This is a genomic window from Anaplasma centrale str. Israel, from assembly GCF_000024505.1.
Classification (GTDB): domain Bacteria; phylum Pseudomonadota; class Alphaproteobacteria; order Rickettsiales; family Anaplasmataceae; genus Anaplasma; species Anaplasma centrale.
The window spans coordinates 1,115,916-1,131,882 of record NC_013532.1 but is presented as its reverse complement, the minus strand read 5'-3'; the positions used below and the strand labels follow the sequence as shown (position 1 = coordinate 1,131,882).

Here is a 15,967-nt window from a genome sequence, read left to right as displayed (position 1 = left end):
ACCAGGGGTGCTTTTGAATATACTAGACATACAGGCGAAAAAGGGGCTGGAAAAAATCGCCTGCCTGACCGCTTATACTTTCCCGATGGCGCGTATTTTGGATGAGTACTGCGATCTTATCCTCGTGGGAGATTCCGTCGGACAGACCGTGTATGGCATGGAGTCCACATTGTCTGTCACGCTAGATATAATGATTGCGCACGGCAAGGCGGTTGTAAAGGCGCGTAGTAAGGCTTTGGTTGTGGTAGACATGCCATTTGCCAGCTATTACACTCCGGAACTTGCGTACAAGAATGCATCTCGTATTTTGAGTGAAACCGGGTGCGATGCCGTGAAGCTAGAAGGCGGGGTATGTGTTGCGGAAGAGATCGCATTTTTGGTAGCGCGCGGAATTCCGGTTATGGGTCACGTAGGCCTGATGCCCCAACATTTCAATCAGCTGGGTGGGTACAAGTGCCAAGGCAAGACTGACAGCTCACGTCAGCACATTAAGGAAGACGCCAAAGCGGTGTGCGAAGCCGGTGCGTTTTGCGTTGTGCTGGAGTGCATAAGCCCGTCCCTGGCTGCAGAGCTAACTCAGGAGTTGCCGGTACCTACCATTGGCATCGGGGCTTCTAACGCATGTGACGGGCAGATTTTGGTTGTTGATGATATGTTAGGCCAATCATCACGCTATCCAAAGTTCGTAAAACGGTTTGCTGACCTCGAGCACACGATAAAAGACGCCGTGGTCGGCTATGTGCGCGCAGTGAAGTGTAGTGAATTTCCCGGGGATGAACATTGCTACACCGACGGGCCGCACTTACGTGTGTTTCGTGCACACCCGCATCACGCCCAATGACCATTTGTGCAAGTAGCTGAGGGCTGTTCGTTATCCACACGTGTATACGGCGGCTTTATATGGGGTTGCGTGTGCTGCTCACTGATGGTGCTGCGAGGTTAAGGCAGTTCCTGGGCCTCAATATGCTAATGTTGCTCATGTACTGCGTGTGCCGCAGTCTGCGGGGGTATTTGTACTATCTGTGCGTCGGTAAAGAGGTCATTCTTCTTATGGTCTGCGAGTATAACAATACCTCCCCGCTCAGCGCGGGTTAATATCAGATTCTGTACCAAAGCTACTGCATCTGGGTCCAAATTTGAAAATGGCTCATCCACCACCCAGACGCGTGTGTTTGATACCAACAATCTCGATAGAGCAACCCTTTTTTGCCATCCTGAAGACAAATTTTTGAACCTTACGTCGAGTATTGGATACAATCCGAAAAAGCACGCTGCTGCATCAATCAGCTCGCCGGTGCCCCTACACTGTGCCCAAAATTCCAGAATTTCCTGAACGGTCATATTGCCTGTGCAAGCGGACTTATGGCCCACGTAGGTAATCTGCAAAATGCACTTACTGGAAATCGTGATGTCCTCACCATCAAGCTGGATACTGCCGGACGCTGCTGGTATCAACCCCACTATGGTTCTAAGGAGCGTTGTTTTTCCGCTACCGTTGTTGCCAACCACCAGCGTGATAGAGCCACCTTTTGCCACAAAGCTGAGATTCTCGAACAGCAGCCTGTCGCCTCGTATGCATGACACATCTGAGCATTCTAACATCTGGCGTCCCCGCAGCATCTAATATCTGTGAACTAGCGTACAAGTTCAACCTCCGCCCCGCAAGCACGCAGCTTCTCTTCCATTGCTTCATATCCGCGGTACAGAGTTTGTGCGTTGCTTATGGTTGTAACGCCCTGGGCAGATAGTCCGGCTATCAGGAGCGCTGCCGATGCTCGCAAATCGGGTGCCTGAACAGATGCTCCATGCAGCTTATCAACTCCCCTAATACTGGCCGTGTTGTCCTGCACGTGTATATCAGCGCCCATTTTGGCGAGCTCCCGCGCATAGGAAAACCTGCGATCGAAAACGTGCTCATGGATCTGCGATGTCCCCCTAGCGAGGCATGCCGTTGCTGCAAACTGAGCCTGCATATCGCTGGGAAAGCCCGGGTAGGGCGCTGTGTGCAAAACCACCGGATTAATTTGTGGGCTATGCCGCGATACCACAAGACCGTCCGGCACGTCGGTAACTTTCCCTCCCATACCCTCAAGCTCATGTGCCAAGCACCCAAGCATTTCGGACGTTACTCCAGCAATGTGCACGCTACCCCCAGTTGATATTGCAGCCAGTGCGTAGGTTCCTGCCTCCATTCTGTCTCGTATTATCGTATGGCTGGGGCCGGACAGTTGTTGTACCCCGCAGATCTGCAAAGTCCTAGTGCCTATTCCGGAAATTTGGGCCCCTGCTTTGACTAGAAAATGCGCCAAGTCGGCAACTTCGGGCTCAATGGCTGCGTTACTTATAGTTGTTGTGCCATGCGCCATAACTGCTGCCATAAGCGCGTTTTCAGTGGCGCCCACACTTACGGATTGGAAGTCAATATGGCATCCAACGAGCTTACCGCTCGAGGAGCATTTTACGTAGTTCCCACACACTTCTACCTTGGCACCCAGCTTTTGCAATGCCCATATATGCATGTCGAGCGGACGGCTACCTATGCTGCAGCCCCCAGGCAGAGCGACTTCTGCCCTGCCCATTCTTGTGAGTATAGGGCCCAAAGTGAGGCAGGAAGCGCGCATTTGCGATGTAATTTCATGCGGGATTGCCCAATTGTGCAGGTTGTCGCAGTTGATTTCTACTTTATGGTTCGCCTTCTCTTTTGTATTGCGCAAGAAGCTTATTCTCCCTCCCAAGGAGGTTATAAGCTCGCTCATAACGGTAACATCACGCAGATCAGGCATGCCAGCCAAGACAACGCTCCCATTGAGCAGGAGGCAGGCGGCCATGATGGGTAGGGCAGAATTTTTCGCCCCGTTTGCTACAATCCTGCCGCTGATGGGGTTCGTACTGCCACTAACGCGCAACGAAGCTTCTACCACGTTAGCTCACTATAGGCAGCGTTACCCCACCTTGCCTCATGTATTTCCCATTGACCTGGTCATACGATATGCTGCACCGCTCATTCCCAGCAAGAAAGATGAACTGACACGCACCCTCAAACGCGTATACCTTAACAGGTAGAGGGGCGGTGTTGGAAAACTCTAGCGTCACATAGCCTTCCCATCCAGGCTCTAATGGAGTTACGCTGACGACAATCCCGCACCTAGCGTAAGTAGACTTGCCTACGCATATCACAATAACGTCCTTGGGGATCCGGAAATACTCCACGGTCTTCGCAAGCATAAAGCTGTTCGGCGGCATTATGCAAACATTCGTTTCCTTATCTATGAAACTGTCTTGAGGGAAATTTTTGGGGTCCACAATGGAAGAGTGCGTGTTGGCAAAGATCTTAAACTTGCTGTCAACTCTAGCATCATACCCGTACGAGGAAAGCCCATAAGAGAGCACTCCCGCTTCCTCCTTATGGTCCACAAACGGGGAAATCATCCCCTCTTTCAGCGCCTTTTCCTTTATCCAATGGTCGGGCATCGCCGACATAGCACACCCCCAGTGCCCAGAACAGTCCGGTACCGCACTCTACAATCAATCCTTGGTAGACGCAAGTTAAAACTCGCTGAGCGATATGGGTTATGGCTCTAGTGGCTCAACGAAGAGCTATCGCTGTGTGCGCGTAGGATGGCTTGCAAGCCGGTTTTGTAGGTGGGATACTGCAGTGAGATGCCCAACTCACGCTTGATTTTGTCATTGCTAACTCTACGTTCTGGTGCAGGAAAGTGCGCGTGTGCGGCGTTACTACACACACTACTCAATTCCGGCCCCATTTTGGCTTCTGACCCGAGAAGTGAGGCCCCATATGCTATAACTTCGGCATACCTGCACGGCAGATCATCCGCGCAATTGTAAATGCTTGCCGGTTTTGGGTTTAACATTGAGGCGAGTATCGTGCCTGCTATATCTTCCACGTGCATGCGCGAGGAAAAACGTTGGGCATGGTTGGGTGATATTGTGCCCCCCAGTAGCCCTTCTATTACACTTCTACCGGGGCCATATATCGCAGAGAGGCGAAATATGTGTACAGGTAAGCCCGAGCTGAGCCACATGTTTTCATGGCGTAATCTTGCAATGCCTGAATGTTCTGCGGGGCGAGTGAGCGATGTTTCGTCCACCCATTCACCTTCATGGTTGCCATACACGCTAGTTGCGGATAGGTATCCAACCCATTTTGCGGAACGCAGCGCGGTTGCGTACCTAGCAAGCACATCATCACCAGAAGGGGGGATTGAAACTAGCACGTGTGATGCATCGCGCAGTGCGTGCTCCAGCTCCGGATCTCCGTACCTAAAAAGGGAGACAAACCCTTCTTTGCGGTCTGCCGTGTGATAAGTGCCACTGATTTTCCACTGCATTTTCATGAGTTGTTGCGCCAAAAAGCCGGCCGTGTAACCATATCCGAAACAAAATAAGTGGCTCATATCAGTCAAGGACTAAACCCCGCAGTGTAGCACATTTGTTGTGGGCCACAAGTGTTGCCGCACTACGAGTCTAGTTATTTTAGCGGACTGGCTGGGCGCTAACTATTCGCGGTCTGTTGCAGCTGGTACGCCTCTGGGGATGGGTGTTGTGCAACCGGTGGGCTAAATGCGGCCAGCATACACACGTATGCCTTCCATGTGGCTACGCACAAGTACATTTCGAGCAGCTTACATTTTCATGATTTGAAGCACTGATAGCCAGAATGGTGTGGGCAAATAATATTTCGCTTGCAATACCGTACATTAGAGGCTAACCTCAGGGCGCCGCCTGGGGTTTCAGCGGGGATGTGGTCTCCGGGTTGGCTGTGGCTGTTTGTCTGATTGTTTAAGGTTTTTTGATGTCTCAGTTAGTGGATGAGAAGGCGTTCTACACCGGTCATGTTAAGTGGTTTAGCGTGGAGAAAGGATATGGGTTCATTTGCAAGGATGGGTCTGATGATGGCAAGTCCGGTGGTGCCAGCTTTGGGCGGGGCGACAAGGATGTGTTTGTCCACATTACGTCGTTGCAGAGGAGCAGAATTGACAACCTCAGAGAGGGTCAGAGGGTGAGATACCAGCTAGACGAGAGTAATGGCAAGGTCTCCGCTGTGAATCTGGAAGTGTTGTCTGAGTAAATTGCTTGCTAGTTGCTCGTGAGGTTTTAGTGGGGGGGAGTTGCGGCGTTTCTGGGTGGTCCTTTGCAGTGTGGGGTCGTCCGGCATCTTCCTTTCCCTGCTGGCGCTTGGTGCCGTCCTACTGGTCCTGTTTGCGGATACGTTCTTTTCGTGGTACGTAGTTCCGGCTAGGGTTCCCGGGTCCCTGTTTGTGGGGTTCCCGCTGTTCTTGCTCTTGCTTACCGTGCTTTCTTACGGCATGATTCGCGCCTGGATGCGGTACAGAGAGGGTGAGCTAGGCTTTAGGCTGCAGGCCCGTATGGTGCTTGCATTCGTGGTTGTGGGTGTGGTACCAACTGCCCTCGTGTCCGGCTTTTCGTCTTTGTTTTTCGATTACGGGGTTCGTGCGTGGTTTCGTGGCGGGATTGAACCTGTGGTTTCCTCTTGCCGCGCTGCCGCGTTTGACCGGGAGCGTGAGTGTCTTGCTGCCGCGCTGACTGCCGATGTGTCGCGCTTCGTCGAATATCTGGAGGGCAGCTTGCCTGGTGGTCCAGATAGTAGTAGGGTGCGTGAAGGGGCTGCTCTGTTCGGTTTTGCAGAGGTGCTTGTTATGAGCCGCGAGGAGGTCATTGCTTCTGGCATGGCTCGTCTTTTGCCCAGCGTTACTTCCTCTCCCACGGGTACGTTTTACGATGGGGAAATTGCCAAGGCTTCTGCGGAGAGCGTGTTGACGTATGCAATAGTGCCAGTGCGCGCCCAGCTGATAACGCATGTTGTTGTGGCGCGTGTTCTATCCGGGAATAGCGGGTTTGCCTCCGATATACCTGATTACCGGAAAAATGTGAGGCTCCAACTATCTATGTTGCAAGTCCAGTTTTCATTGGCATTTCTTTTTATATTTTTGATGTTGCTGTTTGTGTCGGTGTGGCTAGGTGTCGGCCTCTCCAGGAGCGTTGTGGGTCCTTTATCCCTCTTGCTGTCGGCCACTAAGCAGATTCAAGGCGGCAACTTTGATTGCAAGATTAATGGCAAGGGAGGCGTAGTAGGTGAAGAGATGGCCACTGTGATAGCGGCGTTTAATGGGATGGTAGAGCAACTTGGCTCGCAGCGGTTGCAACTAGAAAAAGCATACAAGGAAATAAGCAGCAGGAAGGAATTCATCGAAACCGTCCTGTCTGGGGTGTCATCCGGCATCATGGCGCTCTCTCCCTCGGGTGAGTACGTAACCCTAATGAATGACAGAGCTCGGGAGCTTCTGTCATTTGGCGGATCACAGGGGCAAATACGTCGCATTTTTCCCGAAGCGTGCGATCTTTTGGGCAAATTTGCGGATAAAGCCAATGTGACAATTGTAAGAGAAAATAGATCGCTCACGCTGTCTGTGCACATGAGGAGACTGGGAGCGCAAGGACTAATCATGACCTTTGACGATATTTCTGGGCTTATAGATGCGCAAAGGCAAGCAGCGTGGTCAGATGTGGCCAGAAGAATAGCTCATGAAATAAAAAACCCCGTTACACCTATCTATTTGGCGGCAGAAAGGTTAAGTAGCAAATATGCAGAGCAAATAGTGTCGGGAAAAGAGACATTTTTGAAATACACCGACACCATAATGAGGCACGTCTCACATATAAGTGAGATAGTTGATGAATTTGCGAAATTTGCCAGAATGCCCAGTGCGGTGTTTGGAATGTGTGATATCTGTTCGTTACTGCGCGAAATAAGCTTTGGAGGGCAGTTTGGTCAAAAAATGGTAGACTTTGATCTTCGCTTTCCAGATACAGCGGTGCTCGTTCTTTTGGATAGAGAGCAGATTTCACAGGTGTTCATAAACGTATTTAAGAATGCTTGCGAATCCATAGATGCGAGACCGGACATCGACAGTGGTCGTATCACGGTGACCGTCACCACAAATTCTGATGGTGTTGTAGTTGAGGTTAGGGACAACGGCGTGGGATTTCCGCCAGATTTGATCGGCCGGCTAACTGAGCCTTATGTGACCACCCGGGACCAGGGCACAGGGCTAGGACTTGCCATTGTGAAGAAAATTTTGGATGAACACGGCGCATCTATAGGCTTCCAAAATCTAAAAAATGGGGGCGCAGTTCTTATAACTTTTGTGTTAAATGAGCGCGGCAGTGTTGGTTTGCTCGACTAGTGACTTGGCGCGATTCTGTGCACAGATATTGCGTGATAGACCAGAGAGTTTGGCTGTGGACACGGAATTCGTTAGAAGTTTTAATGACTACTATCCCAGGCTTTGTCTGTTGCAGATGGCATATCAAGGTGGGCAGTGTGTGGTTGATGTGTTAGATGAGCGGCTTGACCTATCTCCACTACAGGAGATCTTTGATGATGAAGGCATATGTAAGGTTTTTCATGATTGCCGCCAGGATCTGGATGCTCTATCACAGAGGTTCCTACGCCTTCCAAAACCAATTTTTGACACTCAAACAGCCTCAATGCTGTGTGAGTATCACGACAACTCTGTAGGGTACTCCAAGCTTGTAGAGCAATTTCTGGGCGTGAAACTCAATAAGCTGCTGTTCAAAAGGGTTGACTGGTCGCACAGGCCGCTGTCCGAAGGTAAAGTGCGTTATGCTCTGGATGATGTGACTTACCTGCACGAGCTCTATGGGGTGCTACTGGATATTCTGGTTGCCAAAGGGCGGCTGACATGGTTCCGTGAGGAAATGGCGGGCATTGCTGGGGCGTCTGTGGATAATTATGACTCCCTACTGGAGGGCATGGACTTCTTTTCCGAACTTGGAGAGGCGGAAGCCATTGTTGCTAGGTCGATAATTGAGTGGAGGGAGAAAATAGCTAGGCTATTTAACGTTAACCGCAATATCGTCATGAATTCCAAAAGTGTACTCTGCGCCACGCAGGCTTTCCTGCGAAACAGAGATGAGGAAGTGCTGTACAAGTATGTTAGCGGATCTTACTTAGACAACTTGCCGTTTAGTTTATGCGACATATTGGAGAGCAGTTCTGGTAGGAAGCTTGGAGTATACAAGCTGGTGAACCATGACAAGCCCATATTGAGTGCTTTACTTGTTCTACTCAACAGCATGTGCAAAGAGCACGCAATCTCGCAAAAATTGGTTGCCTCAAAGGTTGAGCTTGTAAAACTGATCAACAAAATACCCAGCAACGTAATGCGCGGCTGGCGGTACGAATTTTTTGGATGCAAAGTTGAAAAATTTATTGCGGGAGAGACCAGACTTATTTTCTCTGTCGATAATTCTGACGGGCAGATGCGGTTGACTGTTGACACAAAAAGCACAATTACCTGATTGGCAAGTGGATGAATCCAGTAGCGGTGAATCCTAGATGCGGTCCTGCCGCTCTTTTGTTGGTTATGCGGCTGCCTAGGGATGCAAATCCTGCTGCGGTGCTCCCACTCAACAAGTTATCAGGAGCGCGCATCCTCTACCATCTTCACCCAAGTCTGCTCGTCTATTACCCTGACGTTCAGGCTTAGTGCTTTTTCGTGCTTACTTCCTGGATTGCTACCTGCAACCAGTAACCAGGTGTTTGCGGATACGGAATTCGCCACTTTAGCCCCTAGGCTTTCCGCCTGCAGCTTCGCTTCCGTTCTTGACATGCTCTCCAAAGTGCCGGTAAACACCACGGTTTTGCCGGAAATGGCAGAGCTGCCGCGTTGTGCCGGAGATGCCTCGTCCAAAATGTTGAGCTTTGCGCTCAGCGACTCTAATACTTCCAGATTCCCCTGCACGGAGAAAAATGCCTTCAAAGAACTTATGCTTTTTTCTCCCAAGCCGCGAATTTGTACAGTATCATGTGTTTCGGTGAGCGCCAACATCGCTTGGTGCCAGTTTTTGTAAGATCTGTAATGTTCAGCAACAAGTTTTGCCGCGCCCACGCCTATAAACCGTATTCCCAGGGCAAATATGAAGTTGCTGAGCCTGACTGTTGCGCTGTTGCGTATTGCGGCGATGAGATTTGCGACTGACTTTTCCCCCCACCCATGTTCTGTGCCCAGGTTGATGCCATGTAGCTTTTCCTCCAGGGAAAAAATATCGGCTATGCCGTTAATCAACCCATGGTTGGAGAAGAACTCTATCTGCTTTGCTCCCAGGCCCATAATGTTTAAGCCATCCCTGGATACGAAGTGCTTAACGCGCTCTAGAGCCTGTGCTTTGCATGACAACTCTGCCACACACCGCAGAGCGACTTCACCGGGCTCGCGGTGCAGCTTGCTACCGCATGACGGGCAGTGCGAGGGAAAGACAAATTTCTGCGTCCCGCTACTGCGGAGGGTTTTATCTACGTCAACCACCTGTGGTATAACTTCTCCTGCCCGCTTTACTATAACCAAGTCTCCTATGCGCACATCTTTGCGTTCGATTTCATTGAGGTTGTGCAGACTTGCCCTGGAAACCATAACGCCTCCTATGTTGATTGGCTCCAGCTCCGCTATTGGAGTTACAACGCCGGTTCTGCCTACTTGTACGGTGATATCAAGAAGTTTTGTACGGGCCTCAGTAGAGGGGAATTTGTGCGCAATTGCCCAACGGGGTGATTTGCCGGTTGCACCAAGAAGCTTCTGGAAATTGATGCTGTTTACCTTGTACACGACTCCGTCTATGTCATAACCAAGCGCACTTCTGGTTGTGTAGACCGAGTTATAAAATGCAACTGCCTCTTCTATTTTGTCCGTGAAAAGCACTTGCTTGTTTGTATGAAACCCCCATTCATCCAGCTGCTTTAGTATTTCCTGCTGGGTTGCAAATGTGCTGTTTACCGCGGAATAAGCCACGTAACTAAGGTTGCGCTCCTCAACAATCTTCTGGTTGAGCTGGCGTATTGACCCTGCGGCTGCGTTACGTGGATTTGCAAAATTGCAGGACCCTCGTAGCTTTTCAAAGTCTTCATGGTGCATGTATATTTCACCGCGCACTTCAAGAACTTCTGGGGCCGAATCTAGCTGATGTGGCAGCCCGCGCAGGACCATCGCGTTGGTGGTGATATCCTCGCCGAAGTGCCCATTGCCGCGCGTTGCCACTCTGGTAAGCTTTCCACCATGGTATAGCGCAGAGAATGACATGCCATCCATTTTTAACTCGCAGGAAAGCTCTAAAATGTCATCTGGCTGCAGCTCAAGGAACCGCCTCACCCTGGTGATAAATTTTTCCACATCCTGTACGGTAAAAGCGTTTTCCAGAGAGAGCATGGGCTCCAAATGCTGCACCTTGGGGAACCTGGAGTCAATTTTAGGCGTGCCCACGACGTCTGCGTAGTCATCATACTGACGAATGTCCGGGAACTCGTCCAAGAGCCTTTTTTTCTCTTGTACCAGAAGGTCATATTGGTGGTCCGTCACCTCTGGCGCATCAAGCCCGTGGTATAACACATCGTGGTGGCGGAGCTTCGCATTCAGACCAGCCAACCTGCGCCTAGCCTGCTCCAACATAGCAGCAACTACCCCGCTATGATGCCCTTACTTTTCAGCAGTGCATGTAACTCCCCGCTGTGGTACATTTCCCGCACTATGTCGCACCCACCTATGAACTCTCCCTTCACGTATAGCTGTGGTATAGTCGGCCAGTCTGCGAACTTTTTGATGCCCTCGCGCAGCTCCGGGTCCTTGAGGACGTCTACATCCCTGAATTTCGCTCCCACATTACGAAGCGCCTCGACAACCACTCCCGAAAAGCCGCACTGCGGAGCATCGGCGGTGCCCTTCATATACAGCACAACGTCGCTGGTTTCTATTTCATTCCTAATTCTATCTGCGACAGGGTCACTGCTCATCTTGTTTACCTACCTCTGTTTGTATCTGCAACGCGTGCACGTCTATACCATAAAGTGCACTGTAAACCATTCTGTGCTGCTCAAGTTTTGACTTTCCCGCAAAGGCGTTGGAGACGACCCTGATGGCGTAATGCTCGCCATCATGGGCCAGAGGCCGTACATGCACCTCACCGCCAGGGAATGCACTGCTCAGCAGCTGTTCTATCCTAAAAAGTTCTACGCCCATCGCTCAAAGTTTGCAGCAGGCCCAGGTTATAGCATCTTTTATGTATTTGGTAAACACCGACTTTAAATACTAACTTTGCTCCGCTCACCCGGCCACACGCGTTCTGAATCCGCTACGCCTGCATTACACGTGGTCGGACGGGGCTAGCTTACCAGCGTAAATATACGCTTCCAGAGATCTTCGGTCATGGCCCCGGAAACATGCATTACCATCTCCCCTGTGCGGCTAAAAACTAATGTTTCTGGCACTCCGGTTACTCCAAGTTTTTTCATGACCCTGCCGGAATAGTCCGCAGCCACCATCGCGTAGGGGTTTCCGTGTTTTGCTAGCCACTCCAGAGTTTTGTGTTGTACGTCAAGATATGCCACGCCATACACACGTATGGGTTTTTCATTGGCTATGGACATCCATATTTTGTGCTCCTCAAGGCAGGTTGCACACCACGATGCAAACACGTGAATGACGTATGCGCCCTCTATATTTTCAGTACGAAACTCCTTTTCTGTGCCGACTATAGCCGGTAATGTTATGTGGTATGACGGCTTTTTGAAATTGCGATTGTAATAAACCCCGGACAACGTAAGCGACAGCAAGCAGAATAGCGCAAGAGTCGTAATGGCAACCACACGCATAACATAACCTATGCAAAAAGCCCTTTAAGTTCCCTAATGTGCGCAACTTCCCTAACCTCAATTGGGAGTGAATTGCCTTTCTTGCTCCCCGAAGGCGCGATTGCCTGCTTAAAACCAAGCTTGCACGCCTCCCTAAGCCTTGGGCCGACGTTTGCGACGCTTCTGATTTCACCAGATAATGCAACCTCCCCAAATATAACCGTTGAAGCAGGCGTTGGAGATCTTGTAATACTCGACATAAGAGACGCCGCTATGGCCAAATCAGATGCGGGCTCGCATATCTTCAGACCTCCAGCTATGCTGAGATACACTTCCTTGTCTGCTAGGGGCATATCACACCGTGCGTTGAGCACTGCGACTACCATGGCCAGACGGTTGATGTCCCATCCTACCACTGCCCGCCTTGGGCTGGGAGAGTAAGTGTTGGCGATCAGCGATTGTACCTCGACCAGTATGGGCCTGGAACCTTCCATGCCTGCGAACACTACATTGCCTGTGATGCCCTTTCTGGGAGACTGGCCCAAAAAAAGCATGGATGGATCTTGTACGGGGAGCAGACCCGATCCAGACATTTCAAAAACTCCCATTTCATTTGCCGGCCCGAATCTGTTTTTGATTGTGCGCAATATGCGCAACTGGTTCCCGTTACTGCCTTCAAAGTACAAAACTGTGTCTACCAAATGCTCTAGGGTTTTTGGCCCCGCTATGGCACCATCTTTGGTTATTTGGCCCAGCAAAAATAGCCCAATATTGCGCTGCTTTGCCAGCATTATGAGCTTATGCGCGCACATCCTAACCTGCAACACGGTGCCCGGGGACGAAGGGATCTCTTCGTCGTGCATGGTTTGTATTGAATCTATCACCAGGAACGCAAAATTGTCGGCACATGCGGCGTTCAATACCGAGCTGAGAGATGACGTGGCAACGAGTTTTATTTGGGGTTCACTAACATTGAGACGGGTTGCCCTTGCCCTTATTTGGGCCACGGATTCTTCGCCGGAGACGTATAAGCAGCTATGAGATTGCCCAGCTAAAGACGCAAAAACCTGCAGCATGAGTGTGGATTTTCCAATTCCGGGTTCGCCACCGATTAATATACTACTGCCAGCTACTATGCCTCCTCCCAGCACCCTGTCCAGCTCGTCATTTCCCACGCAGAGCCTGTGCACGGGCTCAACGCTGCTGCCGCATATTGGCATCACCAGGGGAGGCTCTTTCTGCTGTGTGCGCGCCGTGTGCTTGTTTTTAGGTGCCACTTCCTCCACAATGCTGTCCCACGCGCCGCAAGCTACACACCTACCTGTCCACCTATGTGAACTGTTCCCGCACGTTTGGCAGGCATAAATTACCTTTGTTGACACCCACATACTCGATAGCACTGCATGTTGGGATGTTACACCAAAAAGTAGATGCTTTCCAAGGGTGAGAAAGTGTTTTACGACATCAAATCACCATGCTGACCGTATGACGTGTGCATTGAGTTGCTACTTTTAGTTTATAACGCACGTGCTAGTGCTGCTGTAGGGTGCTATTTGGGCGCATTTTGGTTGACTGCGTCGCTCTATGGTGATATTTGAAGCACACGTTGGTCGGCATTCTACGGCTGTTGATGGGTTGTTGGGGATATGAAACTTTGTGATATTGGGAAGGGAGCCGAGGCGGGATTCACTTGGACTTGCAGGGAATGCGTGGTTGGTTGCGTGGCGTTTCTGTGGGCCTTCTTTCAACTGTTTGTTGCATCTCCAATTCCGTTTTGGCTTGCTTCGCAGTATGGTATCAGCGCGTTCGTGCTCACGGGGCTCAAGACAAGGGCCGTGCATCTGTCCTTTGCGTTGTTGTTGCTATACTTAGTGATGCCTGCGGTACGTGGGAGGGGCAAAGGAGGTGCCTCACCTCTTGACTGGGTTTTCTCACTACTTGGCTCGGGCGCGGCCGCGTACATAATTGTGTTCTACGATGACCTGTCCGTTAGAATGGCGATGCCCACTACTGCGGATGTGGTTGCGTCCATGCTTGGAATTCTTCTCTTGCTAGAGGCTGCTAGGCGGGCTATAGGCTTCCCCATAATCGTGGTTGCCACGGCATTTCTGGCCTACTCGGTTTTTGGGCCTTTCATGCCCGATGTGATAGCGCACAGGGGTCACGGGATTGCCTCAATATCGTCGCACGAATGGCTCTCGTCAGAAGGGGTGTTTGGCGTGGCCTTGGGGGTGTCCTGCAACTTTGTGTTCTTGTACGTACTATTTGGCGCGCTCATGGATAGGGCAGGTGCCGGTGGATTTTTCATTAGGCTCTCGTTTGCGCTATTGCGTGGCGCTGTTGGGGGCCCTGCCAAGGCTGCCGTTGTCGCTTCTGGGTTTATGGGTATGATGTCTGGTTCGTCTGTAGCGAACACGATAACCATTGGCTCCTTCACTATTCCTCTAATGAAAAAAATGGGGATGTCGCCGGAAAAAGCCGCGGCCGTTGAGGTTTCTGCAGGTATAAACGGGCAGGTAACGCCGCCAGTGATGGGCGCCGCAGCGTTTCTCATGGCGGAATTTTTGGCGCTTCCGTACTCAGATGTGGTAAAGCACGCTCTGATACCTGCAGCGATGGTTTATGTGGGATTACTTGTTATTGTGCATCTGGAAGCTTGTAGGTTGAACCATCAAGGGCAGAGCACCGAGGGTCGCACGGGAGGGCGCAGGATGCTTCCTAGCGTGATCACGTTGCTGAAGTTTGCCATATGTGCAGCTTCTGTTGCGCTACTGTTTGGGGCGTCGTTTGTTGTAATTAATGGAGTGAACGTATGGGGGTTGTACATTCCGGGAGTGAAGGCAATTTTCCGCGAAGGGGGGGTGTACTTTGTCGCTCTTGTTCTGGCGCTTGTATACGTTGCTCTGCTACTTTGTAGGGGGGATGTGAGCAAAGATGGTGCTGCGGAAGACTTGGATTTTTCCGAGAACGGCGACTCAAGTGCTTGGCATATAGCCAGACAGGGAATGCACTACTTCATGCCCGTATTCATACTTGTGTGGTCCCTGGTAGTGGAGAGGGTATCAACATCCTTAGCGTGCTTTTGGACCAACATGTTTCTGGTCTTTATGTTGCTCACTGAAGGTGTGGTATCCTCATTGAGGGCGCGTGATTTCTCCGGTGTGCTGCCGGCCATATGTTCTGGCCTTAAGAAGGTAGGTGCGGCGATGATAGCGAGCTCGAATAACATGCTTGCTGTTGCCGTTGCAACTGCTACTGCAGGGTTGGTAGTGGGTACTGTTGGGCTTACTGGCTTTGGCCTCACCATAGGTTCGCTTGTTGACGCACTTGCTGGGGGCGACATGTTTGTCGCGCTCCTGGTGACCGCGCTGATCTGCATAGTGCTGGGCATGGGCATGCCCACCACTGGGTGCTACATAGTGGTTTCCACGCTGGTTGCTCCCGTGCTGAGTATGGTGGCGCACAAGAACGGGTTGACAGCACCTCCCATTGCGCTGCACCTATTCGTGTTCTATTTCGGCTTAATGGCTGATGTAACGCCTCCTGTGGGCATAGCCTCCTACGCTGCTGCAGCTATAGCATCGGCGAACTCATTCAAGACGGGGGTGCAGTCGTTCTTATACAACATAAAGACCATGGTCATTCCGTTCATGTTCATATTTGATAGCAACATAATCCTGTATGGTGTTGAAAATGTCTGGACGGCTGCCGCGCGGATTGCACTGGCTTTCGTAAGTGTTGTTGTCCTTTGTGCTGGAATGCAGGGTTATTTTATCAGGCGCAACCGGGTTTATGAATCCGTAATTCTGGTTTGTGCTGGGTTAATGCTCATGATGCCTAATTACCTTGCTAGACTGTTGGGCAACGACAGTGTGAAACTGCCTCTCGCTGAGATTAACAGTAGGATTGTTACTGTTGAGAAGGGTGACAGGGTTTTGGTGAACTATGAGAGAGCAATTGCGAGTGATGGGAAGTCCGACGGTGCGGGGTACGTCATTGTGCCCATGGACGGGGAGTTTGTGGGCAATGTGTCTGAAATGATGAACGAAAAAGTAGGAGTTGCTGTAACATCGGTGCCTGTAGAAGGCAAGCTCTTAGTGTCTAATGTTAGTAGTGATGGGTACGTCTTTGCTGACATATGGCAAGGGGATTTCATAACTGGGTTGTCAATTTCGCGTGGGGATTGTGGCGGAAATTACGTTATGGCCCTGTCCGCTCTGATAGTGGTGGTAATTGCACTTTTACAGGCGCGCAGCAGGAAGTTGCAGTGTGTGTAGGTGAGGG

Annotated in this window: 14 protein-coding genes; 5 read left to right on the top strand and 9 right to left on the bottom strand. The window is 50.8% G+C overall.

Annotated features, from left to right (window positions below; all coding sequences use genetic code 11):
• Window positions 1-7: 7 nt before the first annotated feature.
• Window positions 8-841 (top strand): 3-methyl-2-oxobutanoate hydroxymethyltransferase, encoded by an 834-nt coding sequence (gene panB / locus ACIS_RS04720; RefSeq protein WP_012881023.1) that lies wholly within the window; start codon window positions 8-10, stop codon window positions 839-841.
• Window positions 842-966: 125 nt separating this feature from the next.
• On the opposite strand, the gene ccmA is transcribed toward panB, so the two are convergent.
• The 4 genes from ccmA to ACIS_RS04700 all read right to left on the bottom strand — a co-directional run bounded on the left by ccmA (window position 967) and on the right by ACIS_RS04700 (window position 4,415).
• Entirely contained in the window at window positions 967-1,602 is a 636-nt protein-coding gene (ccmA, locus tag ACIS_RS04715) for a heme ABC exporter ATP-binding protein CcmA (RefSeq protein ID WP_012881022.1), read from the bottom strand.
• A gap of 32 nt (window positions 1,603-1,634) precedes the next feature.
• Entirely contained in the window at window positions 1,635-2,921 is a 1,287-nt protein-coding gene (gene murA, locus ACIS_RS04710; RefSeq protein ID WP_012881021.1) for a UDP-N-acetylglucosamine 1-carboxyvinyltransferase, read from the bottom strand.
• A gap of 1 nt (window position 2,922) precedes the next feature.
• Entirely contained in the window at window positions 2,923-3,480 is a 558-nt protein-coding gene (gene dcd, locus ACIS_RS04705; RefSeq protein ID WP_012881020.1) for a dCTP deaminase, read from the bottom strand.
• Window positions 3,481-3,578: 98 nt separating this feature from the next.
• Window positions 3,579-4,415: an SDR family oxidoreductase gene (locus ACIS_RS04700; protein ID WP_012881019.1), complete on the bottom strand. Its 837-nt coding sequence runs from the start codon at window positions 4,413-4,415 to the stop codon at window positions 3,579-3,581.
• A 398-nt stretch (window positions 4,416-4,813) separates the two neighbouring features.
• Between ACIS_RS04700 and ACIS_RS04695 the strand changes: the two genes are divergently transcribed.
• Genes ACIS_RS04695 through ACIS_RS04685 form a run of 3 tightly spaced genes read left to right on the top strand, consistent with a single transcriptional unit; the run spans window position 4,814 to window position 8,364 of the window.
• Window positions 4,814-5,089 (top strand): cold-shock protein, encoded by a 276-nt coding sequence (locus ACIS_RS04695; protein ID WP_010262787.1) that lies wholly within the window; start codon window positions 4,814-4,816, stop codon window positions 5,087-5,089.
• 40 nt (window positions 5,090-5,129) lie between these two features.
• Window positions 5,130-7,226: a sensor histidine kinase gene (locus tag ACIS_RS04690; protein WP_012881018.1), complete on the top strand. Its 2,097-nt coding sequence runs from the start codon at window positions 5,130-5,132 to the stop codon at window positions 7,224-7,226.
• 55 nt (window positions 7,227-7,281) lie between these two features.
• Entirely contained in the window at window positions 7,282-8,364 is a 1,083-nt protein-coding gene (locus ACIS_RS04685) for a ribonuclease D (RefSeq protein WP_238523275.1), read from the top strand.
• 119 nt (window positions 8,365-8,483) lie between these two features.
• Here ACIS_RS04685 and ligA read toward each other — a convergent pair whose 3' ends face one another.
• The 5 genes from ligA to radA form a co-directional block, all read right to left on the bottom strand.
• Entirely contained in the window at window positions 8,484-10,505 is a 2,022-nt protein-coding gene (gene ligA / locus ACIS_RS04680) for an NAD-dependent DNA ligase LigA (protein ID WP_012881016.1), read from the bottom strand.
• Window positions 10,506-10,513: 8 nt separating this feature from the next.
• Window positions 10,514-10,846, bottom strand: coding sequence for a Grx4 family monothiol glutaredoxin (grxD, locus tag ACIS_RS04675; RefSeq protein ID WP_012881015.1), 333 nt, complete (start codon window positions 10,844-10,846; stop codon window positions 10,514-10,516).
• Window positions 10,836-11,072, bottom strand: a complete 237-nt coding sequence (locus ACIS_RS04670) for a BolA/IbaG family iron-sulfur metabolism protein (protein ID WP_012881014.1) — start codon at window positions 11,070-11,072, stop codon at window positions 10,836-10,838. The genes grxD and ACIS_RS04670 overlap by 11 nt, the downstream gene beginning before the upstream one ends.
• Before the next feature lie 143 nt (window positions 11,073-11,215).
• Window positions 11,216-11,704 (bottom strand): DsbE family thiol:disulfide interchange protein, encoded by a 489-nt coding sequence (locus ACIS_RS04665; RefSeq protein ID WP_010262805.1) that lies wholly within the window; start codon window positions 11,702-11,704, stop codon window positions 11,216-11,218.
• An 8-nt stretch (window positions 11,705-11,712) separates the two neighbouring features.
• On the bottom strand, window positions 11,713-13,071 hold the full coding sequence (radA, locus tag ACIS_RS04660) for a DNA repair protein RadA (RefSeq protein WP_010262808.1): 1,359 nt from the start codon (window positions 13,069-13,071) through the stop codon (window positions 11,713-11,715).
• Window positions 13,072-13,329: 258 nt separating this feature from the next.
• On the opposite strand from radA, the gene ACIS_RS04655 reads away from it, so the two are divergent.
• A complete protein-coding gene (locus ACIS_RS04655; protein WP_012881013.1) occupies window positions 13,330-15,960 on the top strand; it encodes a TRAP transporter fused permease subunit in 2,631 nt (876 codons plus the stop codon).
• The last annotated feature ends 7 nt before the right edge of the window (window positions 15,961-15,967 follow it).